The 19,358-nt window shown below is 69.3% G+C and carries 15 protein-coding genes, 2 tRNA genes and 1 pseudogene; 8 read left to right on the top strand and 10 right to left on the bottom strand.

Annotation, left to right across the window (positions count from 1 at the left end; all coding sequences use genetic code 11):
• Positions 1-3: 3 nt before the first annotated feature.
• The 6 genes and pseudogenes from JYJ93_RS26670 to JYJ93_RS26645 all read right to left on the bottom strand — a co-directional run bounded on the left by JYJ93_RS26670 (position 4) and on the right by JYJ93_RS26645 (position 2,886).
• Positions 4-97: transfer RNA gene (locus tag JYJ93_RS26670), tRNA-Sec, on the bottom strand.
• A 115-nt stretch (positions 98-212) separates the two neighbouring features.
• A pseudogene (locus JYJ93_RS26665) lies at positions 213-401 on the bottom strand (DUF1629 domain-containing protein); the annotation flags it as partial.
• 89 nt (positions 402-490) lie between these two features.
• Positions 491-1,171 carry a hypothetical protein gene (locus JYJ93_RS26660; RefSeq protein WP_206796351.1) on the bottom strand — a complete coding sequence of 227 codons (681 nt, stop codon included), beginning with the start codon at positions 1,169-1,171 and terminating at the stop codon, positions 491-493.
• Positions 1,164-1,628, bottom strand: coding sequence for a hypothetical protein (locus JYJ93_RS26655; RefSeq protein WP_206796349.1), 465 nt, complete (start codon positions 1,626-1,628; stop codon positions 1,164-1,166). Before JYJ93_RS26655 ends, JYJ93_RS26660 begins: the two co-directional genes overlap by 8 nt.
• Positions 1,629-1,773: 145 nt before the next feature.
• A tRNA-Sec gene (locus JYJ93_RS26650) sits at positions 1,774-1,872 on the bottom strand.
• A gap of 42 nt (positions 1,873-1,914) precedes the next feature.
• Positions 1,915-2,886, bottom strand: coding sequence for a methyltransferase domain-containing protein (locus tag JYJ93_RS26645; RefSeq protein ID WP_206796347.1), 972 nt, complete (start codon positions 2,884-2,886; stop codon positions 1,915-1,917).
• Positions 2,887-3,063: 177 nt separating this feature from the next.
• On the opposite strand from JYJ93_RS26645, the gene JYJ93_RS26640 reads away from it, so the two are divergent.
• Positions 3,064-5,451, top strand: coding sequence for a DUF3857 domain-containing protein (locus JYJ93_RS26640; protein WP_206796346.1), 2,388 nt, complete (start codon positions 3,064-3,066; stop codon positions 5,449-5,451).
• 5 nt (positions 5,452-5,456) lie between these two features.
• On the opposite strand, the gene JYJ93_RS26635 is transcribed toward JYJ93_RS26640, so the two are convergent.
• Both JYJ93_RS26635 and JYJ93_RS26630 read right to left on the bottom strand, forming a co-directional pair.
• Positions 5,457-5,771, bottom strand: a complete 315-nt coding sequence (locus JYJ93_RS26635) for a hypothetical protein (RefSeq protein ID WP_206796343.1) — start codon at positions 5,769-5,771, stop codon at positions 5,457-5,459.
• 29 nt (positions 5,772-5,800) lie between these two features.
• Positions 5,801-6,874, bottom strand: a complete 1,074-nt coding sequence (locus tag JYJ93_RS26630; protein ID WP_206796341.1) for a metallopeptidase family protein — start codon at positions 6,872-6,874, stop codon at positions 5,801-5,803.
• 88 nt (positions 6,875-6,962) lie between these two features.
• Here JYJ93_RS26630 and JYJ93_RS26625 point away from each other — a divergent pair, with 88 nt between their 5' ends.
• Complete coding sequence (locus JYJ93_RS26625; RefSeq protein ID WP_120546639.1) at positions 6,963-7,319, top strand: response regulator; 357 nt, start codon at positions 6,963-6,965, stop codon at positions 7,317-7,319.
• Between the two features lie 179 nt (positions 7,320-7,498).
• Positions 7,499-9,142, top strand: a complete 1,644-nt coding sequence (groL, locus tag JYJ93_RS26620; RefSeq protein WP_206796339.1) for a chaperonin GroEL — start codon at positions 7,499-7,501, stop codon at positions 9,140-9,142.
• A gap of 88 nt (positions 9,143-9,230) precedes the next feature.
• Here groL and sinK read toward each other — a convergent pair whose 3' ends face one another.
• Positions 9,231-10,748: a hybrid histidine protein kinase/response regulator SinK gene (gene sinK / locus JYJ93_RS26615; protein ID WP_206796337.1), complete on the bottom strand. Its 1,518-nt coding sequence runs from the start codon at positions 10,746-10,748 to the stop codon at positions 9,231-9,233.
• A 128-nt stretch (positions 10,749-10,876) separates the two neighbouring features.
• Between sinK and JYJ93_RS26610 the strand changes: the two genes are divergently transcribed.
• On the top strand, positions 10,877-11,266 hold the full coding sequence (locus tag JYJ93_RS26610) for a demethoxyubiquinone hydroxylase family protein (protein ID WP_120587325.1): 390 nt from the start codon (positions 10,877-10,879) through the stop codon (positions 11,264-11,266).
• An 18-nt stretch (positions 11,267-11,284) separates the two neighbouring features.
• Here JYJ93_RS26610 and JYJ93_RS26605 read toward each other — a convergent pair whose 3' ends face one another.
• Positions 11,285-12,673: a diguanylate cyclase gene (locus JYJ93_RS26605; protein WP_206796328.1), complete on the bottom strand. Its 1,389-nt coding sequence runs from the start codon at positions 12,671-12,673 to the stop codon at positions 11,285-11,287.
• A gap of 52 nt (positions 12,674-12,725) precedes the next feature.
• Here JYJ93_RS26605 and JYJ93_RS26600 point away from each other — a divergent pair, with 52 nt between their 5' ends.
• The 4 genes from JYJ93_RS26600 to nadC all read left to right on the top strand — a co-directional run bounded on the left by JYJ93_RS26600 (position 12,726) and on the right by nadC (position 19,336).
• On the top strand, positions 12,726-13,538 hold the full coding sequence (locus tag JYJ93_RS26600) for a chemotaxis protein CheW (protein WP_269012392.1): 813 nt from the start codon (positions 12,726-12,728) through the stop codon (positions 13,536-13,538).
• A gap of 117 nt (positions 13,539-13,655) precedes the next feature.
• Positions 13,656-14,921 (top strand): response regulator, encoded by a 1,266-nt coding sequence (locus tag JYJ93_RS26595; protein ID WP_206796317.1) that lies wholly within the window; start codon positions 13,656-13,658, stop codon positions 14,919-14,921.
• 53 nt (positions 14,922-14,974) lie between these two features.
• Positions 14,975-18,454, top strand: a complete 3,480-nt coding sequence (locus tag JYJ93_RS26590) for a valine--tRNA ligase (protein WP_206796315.1) — start codon at positions 14,975-14,977, stop codon at positions 18,452-18,454.
• A gap of 9 nt (positions 18,455-18,463) precedes the next feature.
• On the top strand, positions 18,464-19,336 hold the full coding sequence (gene nadC, locus JYJ93_RS26585; protein WP_206796313.1) for a carboxylating nicotinate-nucleotide diphosphorylase: 873 nt from the start codon (positions 18,464-18,466) through the stop codon (positions 19,334-19,336).
• The last annotated feature ends 22 nt before the right edge of the window (positions 19,337-19,358 follow it).

Here is a 19,358-nt window from a genome sequence, read left to right as displayed (position 1 = left end):
ATTTGGCGGTAGGGCACGGGAATCGAACTCGCCAGGGACTGCTCTCGCAGCCCCTCACCGGTTTTGAAGCCTTGCCAGACCGATTTGCGAGGTGCCCAAGGGGATTGAGGGTCGGCCAGTTTCCCTCTGGAGCGGGGAGGGTGGAGCGTCACAACTTCCTCTCGCCGAGTCAGGCCCGGCGAGCGCTGATGCAATCGAAGCAGGCGGCCTGATTACGACCAACTTGGTGTCTCAACAATCCGGTGCGGTACAGGGGCCGTTACGTCGGTGAACTTCGCGCCGGTGATTCCCGCGCGCTCCAGGGTCTCCTTGATCTCCTCGGACACGATCAGGGCCACGGGCCAGCCCCAGGTGCGGAACACCTTGGCGCCTCCCACCTTCGCCGGGTCGATGCGCATCCCGGACGCCGAGGCTTGGTTCGCCGCATCGTCGAGCGACATGCCCCCAACGGTTCTGACCCCCGAGTCGGTCGTGCATCGAATGCGGTCCGTCAAGGCAAATGGGCGAGATTATCTGAGAAGAGCGCGTCCAGGAGCGTCGGGGGACCTTCACCATTGAAGAAGCCCACGCGCAGCTCCGGAAGCGGCACTCCCGCGAAAGCCAACGGGAAGGGGCGACACCCGAGCACTTCCTCTATGCTGCGCGCCAGCGTATCCGCTTCAGGCCTGACAGCCGCTGGAGGATCAAAAGTCAGCTGTGGAGAGGAGAAGTGGTGAAGGTGAAAGGCCGGAGCACCCGCTCCCTCTCTCTCGGGGGAGCGGTCTGCCTGCATGGGATAGGCAGTGTAGGTCGGACGCCAGAGTTGGGTGGTGGCATATACAATGTAAAAAGGTGCAAGCACGCTGACTGCGGCAGCAACGCGGGTCGCGAGACGCTCGCCTCCGGGCATTGGCTCCGTTCGGTATAGAAAACAGCGCATGCACGCCGAGACATAGGGCTGAGTCCCGCCGCCGATGTTTTCACCTGGGAGCGCACGCCTGAGTTCCGTCATGAAGTTCTTCCACTCAGTCCCGCTCAATGCCTTGTCCCAGGCCGCCATGAACCGTGCGTGCTCGGGTGTGCGCTGATGCGCTGGCACTGACTCGGTCAGATCATCATCCTCCGCGGGGAAGCCAGCGGGATGGTATTGCCGGGCGATTTCCACCAGCGACTCTCGTGTCACTTCAGTCATTCGCCTCGCCCTTCAGCGGAATGTCGAAATATACGGGATCCAGGCCTCGGGTCGTGCACTCCGAAACACGGGCTCCGGCGATGTTTTCCCTGAGCAGGTGCTCATACTTGTTTTTGAAACGTCGGCAGAGGATGGCGATCATCTCTCCTTGCTGCGCATTGGATAGAATTTCCTGCGCCGCCATGTTGGCCAGATACGTAGCAACCTGTTGGGCGACCTCCAGGGGGACCTCGCTCTGCTGGATGTTGCGGATCGGAACTCCCACTTCGAATCTACACACGTCGGTAGCTCCTGAGCCGCCTTCCGTGATGCGTGCATGAATGCAGACAGCCCGCCAGCCATCAGGCCGCATCTCTTCGGCGTCTACCGCGACGATTGTCTTGAAGCGGAAGTGTTCAGGTGTAATGCGTCCGATGACAAGACCACGCCCATGGGTGCATCCGCTCTGCCCCACCACGCCTGTCAGCAGGATTGCCGCGAGTGCCCACGGGACCAGCCTCCGCGTTGATGCCCTGGGGGCCATAATCGCTCTCGATCGCGAGCACTTCGGTGTGCCTTGCTCCAGTCCTCATCCGAGGGACGTCGGAATCAAAGAGGAAGTGTGGCGGTAGGGCACGGGAATCGAACTCGCCAGGGACTGCTCTCGCAGCCCCTCACCGGTTTTGAAGACCGGGCCGGCCACCAGGTCCGGAGGCCCTACCGCTTCCGATTACCGCCGCTCCGCCCCGGTCCGTCAACCACGGTCACGGCTTGCGCGCGAAGACCACGGCGTACTCGTCGCAGTTGAACAGCGCGGGCCACTGGAGCTGCTCCGTCGTCATCCGCATCGCCTTGTGCACGTCCGCGCGCACCTGGTGCAGGGACGTGCTCCCCGGATTGCGCTCCAGCTGCGTCATGCCCCGCAGCGCCACCAGCGCCGTGTTCACCGCCGGGTACACGTCGTCCGCGATGGACTCCACCTTCGCGTCCTGGAACCCCGCCCGGCGCAGCTCCGACAGGTAGCGCTCCGTCGACCAGACGTTCTCCTCCGGGAACGCAATCAGCCCGCGCCAGTAGCGGTAGCGCAGCCGCGCGCGGAGTCCTGCTCCAGCTTCACGGTCCGTCTTCTGCGCCATGTCCGCCATCACCAGCCGGCCTCCCGGCTTCAGCACCCGGAAGGCCTCGCGCAGGAAGTCCTGCCGCATCCGGAAGTGCATCGCGGACTCCAGCGCGAACACCACGTCGAACGCCCCCTCCGGCCCCGGCAGCGCCGTCGCGCTCCCGACCTCCAGACGGACGACGCCCTCCAGCCCCGTCAGCTTCACGCGCTCCCGGCCCACCTTCACCTGGTTCGGCGTGATGTTCACCCCGAGGATGCTCGCGGGCTTGAACTCCTCCGCCCACAGCAGGTCCTGATCCGCGTAACCGAAGCCGCAGTCCAACACCGCATCCCCAGGCCCCAGCTTCGCCGTCCTCGCCAACAGGCGCGCCATCTCCGCCTGCGCGGACCGGAACAGTTCCCCCACGCGCTCCACGTTGGAGTCGTCCACCTTCTCCACGTGCTCCCAGTAGCCCAGGTTGATCCAGAAGGGCTCCCGGCCCGTCGTCACCCGGATGTCCTGGGGCGTCGGCATCCCCGCCACCCAGGCTCCTGTCTCGTTCGTATAGAACCGCTCCGGGTCCGCCAGGAACGCACTCTTCAGCCGCGTCGCGACCTGCCTCACGTTGACCATCATCCCAAGCCTCCTTGGCCTTCCATCCGAGGGCCGCAACCCTAGCCCGTGTCTCGGCGATTCCAGGCCTGGCCTGCATGACGGTTTTCACTGGTGAATGGAGCGGGGACGCTCGCCTGGTTTCCCTGGGGGCGTCTTGCCCGGCGCGTCATCCGGGTTCCATGATGAGGCCCTTCCGCCATGCGCCGAATCTTCCGTTCCGTCCTCCTGGCACCGGACCTTCTTCCGGTGTCCGTCCTGCTGTTGTGTCTGTGTCTGTCCTTGAGCGCGCATGCGGCGACGGCGGCGTTGCCCTTCCGGGTCGGCCCTCCGGCCAGATGGGTGAAGCCGCTCCCCATTCCTCCGGAGTCCGGCTCGAAGACCGCGGGGGATGACGAGACGAGCGTCGCCTGGCTGCTGACGGATAAACAGGTGCGCGTGTCTGGCCATTCGCGCGAGCAGTACGTGCACGCGGCCCGGAAGGTGCTCGCGCCGCAGGGCATCGACCGCGTCACGGACATCCAGATCCGCTTCGACCCGACCTACCAGAAGCTCACCATCCACGGCATCTGGCGCATCCGCGACGGCCGCCGCGAGGACGTCTTCCAGCCCTCCGAAGCCCGCGTCATCCAGCAGGAGACCGAACTCCAGAACCGGCTCTACAACGGCGCCCTCTCCGTGGTGCCCTTCCTGCGTGACGTGCGCGTCGGCGACACGGTGGAGGTGGCGTACTCCCTCGAAGGGGCCAACCCCGTCTTCGGCGGCCGCTTCTCCGACGCCGTCACCGCGGGCCAGCCCTTCCGCGTGGTCCACTTCTCCTACCGCCTGCTGTGGCCGGAGGGGAGGGGACGCACGCTCTTCATCCGCGACTTCGCGGCGCCGGGCCTGTCGCGCTCGGAGTCGATGCTGGGCGGCGAACGGGAGATCATCCTGGAGCGCCGCGACGTGCCCGCCGTCCGCTCCGAGGACCACGTCCCCGGATGGCAGCCTGTCTACCCGTGGGTCCAGCTGAGCGAATACAAGGACTGGAACGACGTCGCGCGCTGGGCTTCGTCCCTCTTCCAGGTGCCCGCGCGCTCCAAGGCGCTGGATCAGGAGGTCCGCCGGCTCGCGAAGGAGCCCACGCCCGAGGCGCGCTTCGTCGCCGCGCTGCGCTTCGTCCAGGACGAGGTGCGCTACCTGGGCATCGAGATGGGCCCCAACTCCCACCAGCCCCATCCGCCCGACGAGGTCCTCCAGCGCCGCTTCGGCGACTGCAAGGACAAGTCGCTGTTGCTGGTGGCGCTGCTCAAGGGGCTGGGCATCGACGCGCAGCCGGCGCTCGTGAACACGGACATCACGCGGCTGTTGGACGGCCTGCGTCCCACCGCCACCGCGTTCGACCACGCCATCGTCCACGCCACCGTGGACGGCCGTGAGCTGTGGGTGGATCCCACGTCGACGCTGGAGCGCGGCGGACTGGACCGCTACGAACCGCCTCCCTACGGCCGGGCCCTCATCGTGGCCCCCGGCACCACGGCGCTCTCCGTCATCCCCGCGCCCACGCTGAAGGAGCCCTCCGTCTTCGTGGAAGAGACGTACGTCGCGACGAAGCGCGACGGGCCGGCGACGCTCGAGGTGGTCACCACCCGCACGGGCGAATCCGCCAACGCCATGCGCCGCTCGCTCGCGAGCACGTCCCTGGCCGAGCTGTCCCGCTACTACGTCAACTACTACGCGAAGACGGACGCGAAGATCGCCGTCGAGAAGCCCCTGACGGTGGACGACGACACCGCGAAGAACGTGCTCGTCGTGCGCGAGTACTACCGCATCGAGGATTTCTGGTCCGCCGACGGCCACCGGGACTTCGCCGCGCACGGCTTGCGTGAGTACCTCAAGGAGCCGAGCTACTCCCGCCGCGCCTTTCCGCTCGAGATGGGGCACCCCGTCTTCGCCCGTCACCGCATCACGCTGAAGGCCGATGAGCCCCTTCCCGGTCGCAGGGAGCACAGCACCGTGGACGATCCGGCCTTCCACTTCGAGTCCGACACGGGCCCCATCGGAAAGACGCTGGTGCTCGACTACCGCTACCGCAGCCTCGCGGACTCCGTCCCGCCGGAGCGCATCGCGGAGTACGTGAAGGCCTTGCGCTCCACCGAGGAGCATCGCGGCTATTACGTCCAGCTCGGGAGCCGGTCCGCCCGCCGGGCCCGGCATGAGCCCCCAGCGGTCCCCGGCGCCGTCCTCCTGGGCGTCATCGCGGTCTGCGGCCTGCTCATGTTCGTCGTCGTGAAGGGCGGTCCGGTGGAGCTCTGGCGCAAGGGCCGCGCCTGGGGCCGGCGCCGCGCCTTCGCGCGCAAGTTCGACGCCGACCACCGGGGCGACAGCGCCGGGTCCGCCATCCCCATCACCAGCCCGCAGGAGCTGCTGTCCACGCTGGGACGGCTGCGCTGCGCCTGCGGAGCCACCCGCGAGGCCCCACGGGACTCACTCCGCCACGAGGCCATCGTCCTGGGCGACCGCCACCTCACCCTGGTGCAGTGGCAGTGCCCCGCCTGCGCCCGAGCCCGCCGCGCCTACTTCGAGGACAAGGGCTCGCGCGCCGCCTGACCCGGTCAGCCGCCGCTGGTCGACTGGCAGATGCCCGGGCAGTCCGCGCTGCCGCCGGGCTGGCACGTGTCAGACGGATCATCCACGCAGGTGTTCCCCGACACGTTCCCCGCGCAGCCCCCGAAGAGGCCGCCGCAGCACTCGACGTACCCCTCCGGTACGTCACACGGCGTCGGGAAGGACTTGCACGTCTCGCTGTCCGAGCGCGCGAACACCACCACCTGCGGACACGTGCGCGGCCCGTCGTCGTCGCCGCCGCCCAGGCAGCCCGTCAGTCCCAGCACCGCCGCCATCAGCCCCAGCTTCGTCCATGCATGCATGGCGCGCATCAGGGCAGGGGAGAGCGGCGCTAGTCCAGTCCCCGCTCCCACAGGTCGTCTTCATCCAGACCCATCAGGTGACCGACTTCGTGCATCACCGTGATGCCAATCTGTTCGATCAGCTCCTCGCGGGTGCGCGCGAAGCGCTCCAGGTTCTTCTGGTACAGCACGATGGAGGGCGGGAAGTGATCCGCCGCGTCCATCACGCTGCGCTCGCCCACGGGCGTGCCCCGGAACACCCCCAGGATGCACGGCGACAGCGGCGGCTGCTGACCCAGCAGGTCCTCATCCGACGGCAGGTCCTCCACCGCCAGCGTCACGTTGTCCATGTACTGCTTCACCTGCGAGGGCAGGGCGCGCATCGCGTCCTCCACCGCGCGGTCGAACGCCGCCTCCTCCAGGGCCACCGGCGGCGGCAGCTCCTCCGGCGCCAGCGCCTGCGCCCGGGCGAAGCGCTTCTTCGCCTCCTTCGCGTCCCCGCGCCGTTCGGCGACGAGCCCCAGGTAGTGGTGCGCCCACGCCTCGTCCGGCGCGTCCTTGAGCACCCGCTCGAAGGCCTCCTGCGCGGGTGCGAAGCGGCACAGTTCGAACAGCGCGATGCCCCGCTCCAACTGCGCGTCCGGAGAGCGCGGCATGTGCGTCAGCGCCTGGTCCAGGATCTTCAGCGCGGACTCGCACTCCCCCAGCTGGTTGAGGCCCATGCCCTCCAGGAGGAGGAATTCGTAGACCAGCTCCACGTCGTCCGCCCGCTGCGCCAGCTTCCGCCCGCGGCCACACCACTCCAGCCCCTCCTCCACCGCCTCGCGGTCCTCGCCGGTGCGGCACACGAGGAATTCCGCCGCGCCGAAGAGGATCTCCAGGTCTTCCGGGGCCAGCTTGAGGGCGGCGCCATAGGCCTTGCCGGCGTCCTCCAGGCGGCCCACCTCCACCAGCGCGGCGGCCCGGTAGTGCAGGGCTTCTGGTGAATCCGGAACGTCCCGGAGCAGGGCGTCGGCGCTGGCGAGCGCGGCCTCGAAGTCCCTCGCCTCGAAGGCGTCCGCGACCCCCTCCAGCCGCGCGTCCATGTCCCGCGCCTCCCCTTGCTTCGCCATGCGCTTCGCCATACGGGCAGGCAGCTAAGAAGCCGCCCTTCGCGTTGTCAACGACCGGCGTCGCTGTTACCTTCCAGCGCCCCGTTTTGGCCCGAACCCCGTGAACATCCTGGTCGTCGATGACGATTACGAGCTGTGCACCATGCTCTCTCGCTACCTGGAGATGCATGGCTACACCGTGTTCTCGGCGTCGGACGCGCTCCAGGCGCTGGACATCATGGAGCGCCACCCCGTGGGGCTGGTCATCACCGACTACCTGATGCCCCACCTGGACGGCATCCACTTCACGGAGATGCTGAAGGCGGACCCCCGCTTCCAGAACATCTCCGTCCTGATGATGACCGCCAGCACGGACGCCAACATCTCCGACCGGGGCCTGCGCAAGGGCGTGGCCATCACCCTGCAGAAGCCCCTGGACATGGGGCAACTGCTCAACCTCGTGCGCTTCGCGGAGTAGGGCCTTCCCCGGGCGTCCCGGGCCCCCACCCGAGCGGGCCGGAAGGCGTCCTCAGGCCCACACGCCTGCCCCTTTCCGTTGACATCGTCGATGCGGCCCTTATGTTGGCGCTCGACATGGCCGAGTGCTAACGGCCATCCCCATTCTCAGAAATTCCCCAAGTATTCTAGGAGGTTACGATGGCAGCGAAGGAAATCTTCTTCCATCAGTCCGCGCGCGATTCCATCCTGCGCGGCGTCCGGGTCCTCGCGGATGCGGTCGCGGTGACGCTCGGTCCCAAGGGCCGCAATGTCGTCATCGAGAAGAGCTTCGGCTCGCCCACCATCACCAAGGACGGCGTCACCGTCGCCAAGGAGATCGATCTCGAGAACCGCTTCGAGAACATGGGCGCGCAGATGGTGAAGGAGGTCGCGTCGAAGACCTCCGACAAGGCCGGCGACGGCACCACGACGGCGACCGTGCTCGCGCGCGCCATCTATGAGGAGGGCCTGAAGCTGGTGGCCGCGGGCCACAGCCCCATGGACCTCAAGCGCGGCATCGACAAGGCCGTGGAGGTGGTGGTCGCCGAGCTGAAGAAGATGTCCAAGACGACCACGGACAAGCAGGCCATCGCGCAGGTGGGCACCATCTCCGCCAACGGAGACGAGACCATCGGCCAGACCATCGCGGACGCGATGGAGAAGGTCGGCAAGGAGGGCGTCATCACCGTCGAGGAGGCCAAGGGCCTGGAGACGACGCTCGACGTGGTGGAGGGCATGCAGTTCGATCGTGGCTACGTGTCGCCGTACTTCGTCACGAACCGCGACCGCATGGAGGTCGTCATGGACGACCCCTACATCCTCATCAGCGAGAAGAAGGTCTCGTCGATGCAGGACATGATCCCCGTGCTGGAGCAGGTGGCGCGCTCGGGCAAGCCGCTGCTCATCATCGCGGACGACATCGAGGGCGAGGCCCTGGCCACCCTGGTGGTGAACAAGATCCGCGGCGTGCTGAACGTGGCCGCGGTGAAGGCGCCGGGCTTCGGTGACCGCCGCAAGGAGATGCTCAAGGACATCGCCACGCTGACGGGCGGCATGGTGGTGAGCGAGGAGCTGGGTCACAAGTACGAGAACCTGACCCTCACCGACCTGGGCCGCGCCAAGCGCATCACGGTGGACAAGGACAACACCACCATCGTGGACGGTGCCGGCCAGAAGGCGGACATCGAGGGGCGCATCAAGCTCATCCGCACCCAGATTGAGACGGTCACCAGCGACTACGACCGCGAGAAGCTCCAGGAGCGCATGGCGAAGCTCGTGGGCGGCGTGGCGGTCATCAACGTCGGCGCGGCGACCGAAGTGGAGATGAAGGAGAAGAAGGCCCGCGTGGAGGACGCGCTGCACGCGACCCGCGCGGCCGTCGAAGAGGGCATCGTCCCTGGCGGCGGCGTGGCCTACATCCGCAGCCTCAAGGCGCTGGACGGCCTGAAGCTGGGCGGCGAGCAGGACTTCGGCGTGGAGATCATCCGCAAGGCGCTGCAGGAGCCCCTGCGCAAGATCTCCAGCAACGCCGGCATCGAGGGCGCGGTCGTCATCAACAAGGTCAAGGAAGGCACGGGCGCGTTCGGCTTCAACGCGCGCACGGAGGTCTACGAGGACCTGGAGAAGGCCGGCGTCATCGACCCGACGAAGGTCGAGCGCACCGCGCTGCAGAACGCCGCCTCCGTGGCGTCCCTGCTGCTCACCACCGAGGCGATGATCGCCGAGCGCCCCAAGAAGAAGTCCAAGGGCGGCGCGGGTGGCGGCGCCATGCCGGAGTACGGCGGCGACGACATGGACTACTGAGCCGGCATCCAGGCTCCGTAGCTCCGTAGAGGGTTTTCCGGCCCCGGTGGGCCTCGCGAGAGCGGGGCGCCCGGGGCTGGAGTCTTTTTCAGGAAGCGGTCTTCTTGAAGGCCAGTCCCAGCTCGCGGCTGAGCGCCGAGGTGTCGGAGAGCAGCTTGGGCAGGCACGCGGCGGCCCCGGCGCGCAGGGACGCCAGCGCCGTGTCCATGGTGAGGTGCTCGGCCAGCACGACGAAGGGCGCGCCCTGGCTCAGGGCCCGGGCCAGCTCCAGCGCCTTCTTGCCGTAGGCCGGCGCGAAGTCCCACGACACCACCACGCCCACGGGCGGCTCCATCGTGGCCACCTCCGCGCCCGCGACGACGCGCGCCTCCAGGCCCAGGAGCGTCAGCGCCTCTGAAATCAGCCGCGCGGTGGCCGGGTTGTCCTCCAGCACGTCCACCCGGCGCACAGCGGCGCTGGGGGCGGGGACGGGCGGCGCGGCCGGCGTGTACAGCGCCTGCCGCAAGAGCGCGCGCACCTGGCGGATGTCGTCGAAGGGCTTGAGCAGGTAGTCCACCACGCCCAGTTGCAGCGCCTGCTGCGTCGTCACCAGCGAGGGGTAGCCCGTCATCAGGATGACGCGCGACGCGGGGTCCAGCTTCCGCGCGTGCTGGGCCAGCTCCAGGCCGGAGATGCCGGGCAGGTTCTTGTCCGTGACGATGAGGTCCACTCGGGACGAGCGGAGGATTTCGAGCGCGGCCTCGCCGGTGGCCGCTTCAATGACCTCGCACTCCTTGTCCATCAGGTCCTTGAAGACCATCCGGATGATGCCCTCGTCGTCCACCACCAGCAGGCGCTTGCGCGGCGGGCGCGGCGCGTCCGTGGGAGGGAAGAGCACGCGGAACACCGTGGCCGGGGGCGGCACTTCGCGCAGCGTCGTGGGCGGCACCAACGCAATCTGCGCCTGGTGCTCCTGCGCGATTCTCCGGCAGACGGCGAGCCCCAGGCCCGTGCCGCGTTTGCTGGCGGAGACGTAGGGCTCGAAGATGCGTGTCTTGAGCTCGTCCGGGATGCCCGGTCCCCAGTCGGACACGTAGAGGGCCGCGGAGGCGCCTTCGCGCGCGAGCGTCACCTTCACGCGGCCCCGGCCGGACATGGCGTCGCGAGCATTGTTGAGCAGGTTGAGCGTGAGCTGCTCAATCAGCCGCGCGTTGCCCTGGATGGTGAGGTCCTCGGGGGCCTCCACCTCCAGGGAGATGCGGGCCGAGTCCGGGTTGACGCTGAACACCTTCGCCGCCGCCCAGATGGGCGCGGCCAGGGACAGCCGCTGCTGCGGGGCCGGCCGCTCGCTGGCCAGCCGGATGAAGTCGGAGACGATCTGCTCCATCCGCTCCACCTGCGCGAGCAGCAGCTTCAGCGGGCCGCTGGAGCCTGCCTCCTCGGCCAGCAGTTGGGCGTAGGCCTTCGCGCCCAGCAGGGGCTGACGCAGCTCGTGGAGGACCTCCGCGGCGACCTGGTGGGTGTGGGCGTTGGCGCGTTGCAGCGCCACGGCCGCGAGCCGTGCCTTCTCCAGGTCCCCCGCGTCCAGGGCCTGGAGCAGCTGCGCGAGCGGCGAGGGGGTCTCCATGCTCGGGAGCATGGCGGAGGCAGGTGTTCACGCGCAACGCACCCCCCGCGGGATTCGGTTGACCGCGCTCGCGACCAAACGGATGCTCGCGCACGCCCTCCAGCCCGGCCCTGGTCGCCGAGGTCCTCATGCCGCAGACGAACCCGTTCCACTCGCTGGTGCCCCGGAAGCTGACGGACTCCGAACTGGCCCGCTCCATCCGGCTCAACATCGAGGCGGAGCTGGACGCCATCAACCTCTACGCCGCGCACCTGGACGCGACGGACAACGAGGAGGCGAAGGCCATCCTGCGGCACGTCATGGACGAGGAGCGCGAGCACGCGGCCCTCTTCTGGCAGCTCATCGCGCGGTTGGATCCGGAACAGGCCCAGCACGACCGCGAGGCGTCCCAGAAGTACCGCCTCATCACCACCGGCGCCTCCCACGAAGAGGTGGAGGCGGTGAGCGAGGGCGGCGGCAGCGAGGCCGCCGAGGTGGAGCTGCCCAAGCGGCTCACCGTGGGCAGCCTGCGCAAGTAGCGCGCGCGTCCGGCTTCTTCAGCCCTGTCCCTGCGGGGGCGGGGGATTCTGGCGGCGCTCGGCCGGGGTGGCTTCCAGGTCCTGCGCCGCCATGTAGACGACGTTCCGGGTGCCCCGCTTGCCCCGGTACATGGCCCGGTCGGACAGGTCCAGCAGGTGGTCCTTGTCCTGTGCGTGCTCCGGGAAGCTGGCCACGCCGATGCAGGTGGTGAGCTTGAGCGCCAGCCCCTCGCGGCCCAGGAACTGATGGGTCTCCATGGTGCGGCGGATGCGCTCGGCGACCTTGAGGGCCCCGCCGGAGTCCGTGCCGCGCAGCAGCACCACGTACTCGTCGCCGCCGAAGCGCGCCACCACGTCCGGGTCGCGCACGCAGCCCTTGAGCACGCGCGCGGCCTCCACCAGCACGCGCGAGCCCACCAGGTGCCCGTGCGTGTCGTTGATGGCCTTGAAGCGGTCCAGGTCCAGGAACAGCAGGGAGAAGGGGCGCTCCGTCTGCAGGGCCTCGTTCACCTCGCGGTCCAGCACCAGGTGCAGGTAGCGCGTGTTGAACAGGCGGGTGAGGTCGTCGACGTAGGCCAGGTCCTCCACGGCGGCGAAGCGGCCCAGGTTGCGCAGGGCCAGCGCCCAGTTGCGCACGAGGAAGCCCACGGTCTCCGCGTGGTGCTCCGCGGGCGCGCTGTCGTGGAAGAGCACCGCGTGGCCCAGCACCAGCTCTCCGTCCACGGCGGGGAAGGAGAGGGTGCGCGGCCAGGGGACCTGGAGCCCGTCGAGCTCCACGGGCGTGCGCGTGCCCGAGAGCCGCTCGATGAGCTGCGGGACGAGCGCTTCGTGCAGGTCCACCGGCAGCCCGCGCATGCCGTGCGAGCGGAAGCCCGCGCCGTTGGGGTCGCGCTCCAGGAGCATCACCGCGGAGGCGTTGGCCATGGACTCCAGCGCGTCCGAGGCGGCCGTGGACAGCCGCTCGCGGTCGAGCGTGGTGGCGATTCGCTGGCCTGCCTCCAGCAGCGCGACGTGCTGGCGCAGGGACGCGTTCTCACGCATCAGGTCTCGCGTGGTGAGCGCGCGGCGCAGCGCGTGCTCCAGGGCCTCCGGCGCCACGGGCTTGACCAGGTACTCCGCCGCGCCGCTCTTGATGGCGCGCACCGCGGGGGCCACCTTGTCCAGGCCGGTGATGACGAGCACCTCCACGCCGGGGTAGCGCTCGCGCACGTGGCGCAGCACCTCCATGCCGTCGCCGCCGGGGAGGATGAGGTCCGTCACCACCGCGTCGAACCGCTCCGCGGAGAGGGCGGCCTTCGCGTCCGCCACGGTGGGGACCGCCGTGACGAGATGTCCCGCGGCCGTGAGGTAGTCGCCGTAGAGGTTGCGGGCGATCTTTTCGTCGTCGACGAGGAGCAGTCGCGCCATGACTGTTCAGGGCTTAGCACCCAACGCTGGAAGGCTGCTAGGGTCCCCGGCCGTGCCCTTTGAAAGCGGACGGCGGCTCTGCCTGCTGGTGGAGGCCGGTGAGACGCGCTACGCGGTGGAGGCCACGTCCGTCATCGAGGTCGCGATGCCGGGCGCTCGCGGCGCGAGTCTGCGCGGCGTACTGGAAGTGAAGGACCTCGCCGCGCTGCTCGGCGGCCTGCCCGAGGACGTGCCGGGCATGGTGGTGGTCCTGGACGTCAGCCCCACGCTCGCGGTGCGGGTGCGCGCCGTGGTGGAGGTCGCGGATGTCGCGAGGGATCCGTTCTTCTTGCTGCCGCCGGGCCTGGCGGACTCGCTGGCGCCGCTGAGCCGGGGCGCGGTGCTGCACAAGGACCGGCTGTACCTGGAGCTCATCGTGGAGGCGCTGCCGCACCGGGCAGGCCCGCGCGCGGCCCCGCCGGAGCCCCGGCCCGTGCACTGGGCGGACGAGCCCCCGGAGCGGGCGCTGGTGCTGGAGTCCCAGGGGGTGCTGTTCGGCGTCCCGCTCGCTTGCGTGTCCCAGGTGGTGCCCCGGGGCGAGGCGTTCAGCGTGCTCCCGGTGCAGAGCGGGCCGGTGGCGGGCGTCTATCCGCACGCGCAGGCGCTCTGGCCCATCTGTTCGATTCCAGCGCTGCTGGGCGCGCCGGCCCGGGTGGAGGAGCTGTTCGTCCTCACGGAGCTGGCGGGCCGGAACGTGGGGCTGGCAGCCACCCGGGTGCTCGGTGTGCTGCAGAAGTTCAAGCCGGCCGAGCTTCCCGGAACATTCCGGGCGCCGGGGCTGCCGGATCCGGTGATGTTACTGGACCTGCAGCGCATGTTTTCTTGATCGGCCCAAAGCGCGAATCCTAAGCTTCTCCGATTGACACAGGGCGTGCAGGCAGGCTTGCTCGCCCGAAATCTCAAACGAATTCAGGGGGGTATGCGCCCCCCGAGGCCGGAGCCGATGCCCAAGAATCTGCTGATCGCCGACGACTCGCTCACCATCCGCAAGGTGATCGGGATGATCTTCGCGACGGAAGACTTCCAGGTGACCGCGGTGGACAACGGGCTGGACGCCATCTCCCGCACGCGCGAGCTGCGTCCGGACGTGGTGCTCGCCGACGTGATGATGCCGGGCAAGAGCGGCTACGAGGTCTGCGAGGCGCTCAAGAGCGACCCCTCCACGCAGGCCATCCCGGTGCTGCTGCTGGCCGGCACCTTCGAGGCGTTCGACGAGAACCGCGCGAAGGCCGCCCGGGCGGATGACCACATCACCAAGCCCTTCGAGAGCCAGATCCTCCTCGACAAGGTGAAGGCCCTGGTGGGCCAGAAGTCCAACACCATGCCCGCGTCCGCCGCGACGCGCGTGCTGCCGCAGACCGCCGCCCCGGTGGCTCCGGCCGGTGCGCCGCCCGCCGCCGCCGCGCCTCCGGGAGCGCGTCCCGCGGGTGCGCCGCCTCCGGGCGCTGTTCCTCCGGGTGCGCGTCCTCCGGGCGCGGGTATGCCGCCGCCGGGCGCGCGTCCTCCGGGCGCGGGTGTGCCGCCGCCGCCGGGCGCCGCGCGTCCGCTGCCGGGCGCTGTTCCTCCTGGCGCGCGTCCTCCGGGTGCGCCGCCTCCGGGCGCCATGCCGCCGGGTGCGCGTCCTCCGCCGGGTGCGCCGCCTCCGGGCATGGGCGCGCGTCCTCCGGGTGCGCCGCCTCCGGGCGCCATGCCTCCGGGTGCGCGTCCTCCGCCGGGCGCTGTTCCTCCTGGCGCGCGTCCTCCGGGTGCGCCGCCTCCGGGCATGGCCGCGCGTCCTCCGGGCCCTGGCGCCCCGAACATCCCGGGCGGCTTCCCGCGTCCTCCGGGCGCCGCGCCGCTGCCGTCCGCGCCTCCGCCCGCGGCGGTGCCTCCGGCCGCCCGTGCCCGGGATCCGTTCGGGCTGGGCGCTCCGGCCGCGCCCGCCGCTCAGGCGCGCACGGAGAGCATCCGCATCGAGGACTCGCTGCCCGAGCCCAGCGGCGCGGAGGAGATCTCCCTGGACATCGGTGGCCCTCCGGCGCCCGCCGCCACGCCCGCGCGCGCCCGTCCGGCCGCGGATGGCGGCGAGGCCCTGCTTCGCGAGGCGCTGTCGAAGGCGTCCCGCGAGGTCATCGAGAAGATCGCCTGGGAGGTCGTACCGCAGCTGGCGGAGACCATCATCCGGGAGGAGCTGGAGCGGCTCATCAAGGACCGCGAGACCCAGCATTGATTCGCAGTTCCCTCTGATTCCCCGCCGGCCCCGTCGGGGGCCGGCCGCTTGCAATGACTGACACGACTGAACTGTCCAAGGCCTACGAGCCCTCCGAAGTGGAGGCGCGGTGGTACAACCACTGGCTGGAGCGTGACTACTTCCGCGCCGAAGCCCCTTCCTCCAAGCCGCCGTTCAGCATCGTGCTGCCGCCGCCCAACGTGACGGGCAGCCTGCACATCGGCCACGCGCTCACCGCGACCATCCAGGACATCCTCACGCGCTGGAAGCGGATGAGCGGCTTCAACGCGCTCTGGCTGCCCGGCACGGACCACGCGGGCATCGCCACGCAGATGGTCGTGGAGAAGGAGCTCAAGAAGACGGAAGGCAAGAGCCGCCACGACCTGGGCCGCGAGGCGTTCCTCGAGCGCGTCTGGACGTGGAAGGGCAAGTTCGGCGCGCGCATCGGCGAGCAGCACCGCTACCTGGGCGCGTCCCTGGACTGGAGCCGCGAGCGCTTCACCATGGACGAGCAGTCCTCGGCCGCGGTGCGCGAGGTCTTCGTCCGGCTGTACGAAGAGGGCCTGATGTACCGGGCCCAGAAGCTCATCAACTGGTGCCCGTCCTGCCGCACGGCCCTCTCCGACCTGGAAGTGGAGCACGAGGAGAAGAACGGCTCGCTCTGGCACATCCGCTACCCGGTGAAGGACAGCGACCGCTCGCTCACCGTGGCGACGACGCGCCCGGAGACGCTGCTGGGCGACACGGCCGTCGCCGTGCACCCGGATGACCCGCGCTACCTGGGCCTCGTGGGCCGCAGCGTGTCCCTGCCGCTCACCGACCGCGAGATCCCCATCATCGCGGACGGGGAGCTGGTGAACATGGAGTTCGGCACCGGCGTGGTGAAGGTCACGCCCGCGCACGACTTCAACGACTACCAGACGGGCCTGCGCCACAAGCTGCCGATGCTGTCCATCCTGGACGAAGCGGCGCGCATGACGAAGGACACCGGCAAGTACGCGGGCCTGGATCGCGCGGAGGCGCGCAAGCAGGTGCTCGCGGACCTGACGGAGCTGGGCCTCCTGGAGAAGGAGGAGCCGCACAAGCTCAACGTGGGCACCTGCCAGCGCTGCGCCACGGTGGTGGAGCCGCGCCTGTCTCCGCAGTGGTTCATCAAGATTGAACCGCTGGCGAAGCCGGCCATCCAGGCCGTGGAGGAGGGCCGCACGAAGTTCGTCCCGGAGTCGTGGACGAACACGTACTTCCACTGGATGAACAACATCCACGACTGGTGCGTGAGCCGCCAGCTGTGGTGGGGCCACCAGATCCCCGCGTGGTACTGCGGCGCGTGCACCCCGGCGGAGGAGCGCTCCAAGGACACGGCGGACGTCATCGTGTCGCGCACGCCGCCAGAGTCCTGCCCGAAGTGCGGCGGCAAGGAGCTGACGCAGGATCCGGACGTGCTGGACACCTGGTTCTCGTCCGCGCTGTGGCCGTTCTCCACGCTGGGCTGGCCGAAGCAGACGGCGGATCTCCAGACCTTCTACCCGACGTCCGTGATGGAGACGGGCCACGACATCATCTTCTTCTGGGTCGCCCGGATGATGATGATGGGCCTGCACTTCATGGGCGATGTGCCCTTCCGCACCGTGTACCTGCACGCGATGGTGCGCGACGAGAAGGGCGAGAAGATGTCCAAGACGAAGGGGAACGTCATCGATCCCCTGGACGTCATCCTCGGCGCGAAGGCGGAGTCGCTGCAGCCGTCCCTGCGCAACCGCTTCCCGCAGGGCATGCCCGCCCACGGCGCGGACGCGCTGCGCTTCACGCTGGCGTCGCTCACGCAGCAGGGCCGTGACATCAAACTGTCGATGGATCGCCTGGGTGGCTACAAGGCGTTCTGCAACAAGCTGTGGAACGCCAGCCGCTTCGCCCTGATGAACATGGGCGACTTCAGCCTGGACAAGACGCCGCTGGAGGGCCGCGAGCTGACGCTGGCGGACCGATGGATCCTCTCCCGGCTGCAGAAGGCGACCCAGGAGACGCGCGCGTCGCTGGAGGCGTTCGGCTTCGCGGAGGCCGCGTCCACGCTGTACCAGTTCCTGTGGGCGGAGTTCTGCGACTGGTACATCGAGCTGGCGAAGGGCTCGCTGTACGGCGAGGACGCGGAGGCCAAGGACACCACGCGCGCGGTGCTGGTGACGTGCCTGGACCGCATCCTGCGGCTGATGCACCCGTTCATGCCGTTCATCACCGAGGAGATCTGGCAGAAGCTACCGATGTCCCGGCCCACGGAGAGCATCTGCATCGCGGCGTACCCGGAGCCGGAGTCGGCGTGGGTGGACGCGGCCGCGGAAGGCGAGATGGCGCCGGTCATCGCGGCCATCGAGGGCCTGCGCACGCTGCGCGGTGAGAGCAACCTGCCGCCGTCCGCCAAGGTGAAGGCGGTGGTGCAGAGCCCGGACGCGACGACGCGCGAGCTTCTGGAGCGCTGGCGCGCGTACCTGATGCCGCTCGCGGGCCTGTCCGAGGTGGTGGTGGGCCCCCCGGGCGCCAAGCCTCCGCAGGCGGCGGCGTTCGTGAGCGGCAACCTGGAGATCTACGTGCCCCTGGCGGGCCTGGTGGACCTGGACGCGGAGCGCGACCGCCTGAAGAAGGAGATCGCCCGCGCCGAGCAGGAGCTCGCCAGTTTGCAGCGCAAGCTGGACAACCCGAACTTCGTGGCCCGTGCTCCGCCGGACGTGGTGGAGAAGGACAAGGCCCGGGTGACGGAGCTCCAGGAGCGCACGGTCAAGCTGCAGGATCACCTCCAGCGCATCGCCCCGGAGCCCCCCATGTCCGAGACGCCGTCACCGTTACCGGGCAGCACCGAGTCCGAAGCCCCTGAAGCGTCCGAGTCCCCCGCGCCCGAGACAGCCCAGGTGAAGGTGGCCGCCGAGCCGCGGGCGCCGAAGGACGAAGAGGTGAACCTGGGGCAGGAGCTGAAGGGCGAGATTGAAGCCGAGGAGGCCTCGCAGGCGCCCCAGGCCGCGGATCCGGTGGTGGAGGAGGCCCTCAACAAGCTGCGCGAGGGCACCAAGGAAGGGCTGTCCGCGGCGGACCACCACGACCTGGGCGTCGCGTACATGAGCATGGGGCTCGTGGACGACGCGATGCGCGAGTTCGACCGGGCCAAGGAGGGCGGCGACACCCGCGAGGCGCCGGAGGGTTCGGCTGCGCCGGTGAAGAAGGCCTCCGCGAAGAAGGCGGCGGGCAAGAAGACGGCCGCGAAGAAGGCCGCCGCGACGAAGGCGGTGGGCAAGAAGGCCCCGGCGAAGAAGGCCTCCGCGAAGAAGGCGGCGGGCAAGAAGACGGCCGCGAAGAAGGCTCCGGCGAAGAAGGCCTCCGCGAAGAAGGCGGCGGGCAAGAAGACGGCCGCGAAGAAGGCGGCGGTGAAGAAGGCCCCGGCGAAGAAGGCTTCCGCGAAGAAGGCGGCGGGCAAGAAGACGGCCGCGAAGAAGGCCGCGGCGAAGAAGACCACTCGGGGCAAGCCGGCGCGCAAGGCGCGCCGGTAGGAGGCGGAAGTGCAGCAGGATTATCTCGATCGGCTCATCGCGCTGTCCCTCGACGAGGACCTGGGTGCGGCGGGGGACGTCACCTCGCTGGCGGTGGTCCCCGCCGAGGCGGAGGGCAGCGGTGAGCTGGTCGCGAAGGAGCAGATGATCGTCGCCGGCCTGGACGCCTTCGTCCGCGTCTTCCACATGGTGGACGCGGAGGTGGAGGTGGAGGTCCTCAAGCGCGACGGCGAGGAGATCAAACCGAAGGTGGTCGCCGCGCGCGTCCACGGCAAGCTGCGCTCGCTGCTGGCTGCGGAGCGCACGGCGCTCAACCTGGTGCAGCGCGCCGCCGGCATCGCGACGTTGGCCCAGCAGGCGATGACCTCCGTGCGGGGCTCGAAGCTGCGGGTGCTGGACACGCGCAAGACGCCGCCGGGTATGCGGGGCCTCGCGAAGCACGCAGTGCGCATGGGCGGCGCGTCCAACCACCGCTTCGGCCTCTTCGACGGCATCCTCATCAAGGACAATCACATCGCGGCCGTAGGTGGTGACATCACCGAAGCGGTGCGCCGCGCGAAGCTGAACGGTCCCCGGTTGGTGAAGATTGAGGTGGAGGTCACCAACTTCAAGCAGCTGGAGGAGGCCATCGCCGCGGGCGCGGACGTCATCATGTTGGACAACATGGACGACGCGCAGATCCGCGAAGCGGTGAAGCTGACGGCAAGCCGCGTGCCCATCGAAGTCTCGGGCGGCGTCACGCTGGACCGGCTGCCCCGGCTGGCGAAGCTGGGCGTGGACTTCGTGTCGATGGGCGCGCTGACGCATTCGGCGCGGGCCATGGACCTGTCGCTGGAGATCGCGACGACGAAGAAGCCCGCGCGCAAGCCCCGCTCCGCCTAGCGCGGAGGCAGGGCTTCATTCG

Origin of the sequence: Corallococcus sp. NCSPR001, assembly GCF_017309135.1 — a bacterium.
Lineage (GTDB): Bacteria > Myxococcota > Myxococcia > Myxococcales > Myxococcaceae > Corallococcus.
The sequence above is the reverse complement of the archived record's forward strand: the minus strand, read 5'-3'. Positions and strand labels throughout refer to the sequence as shown.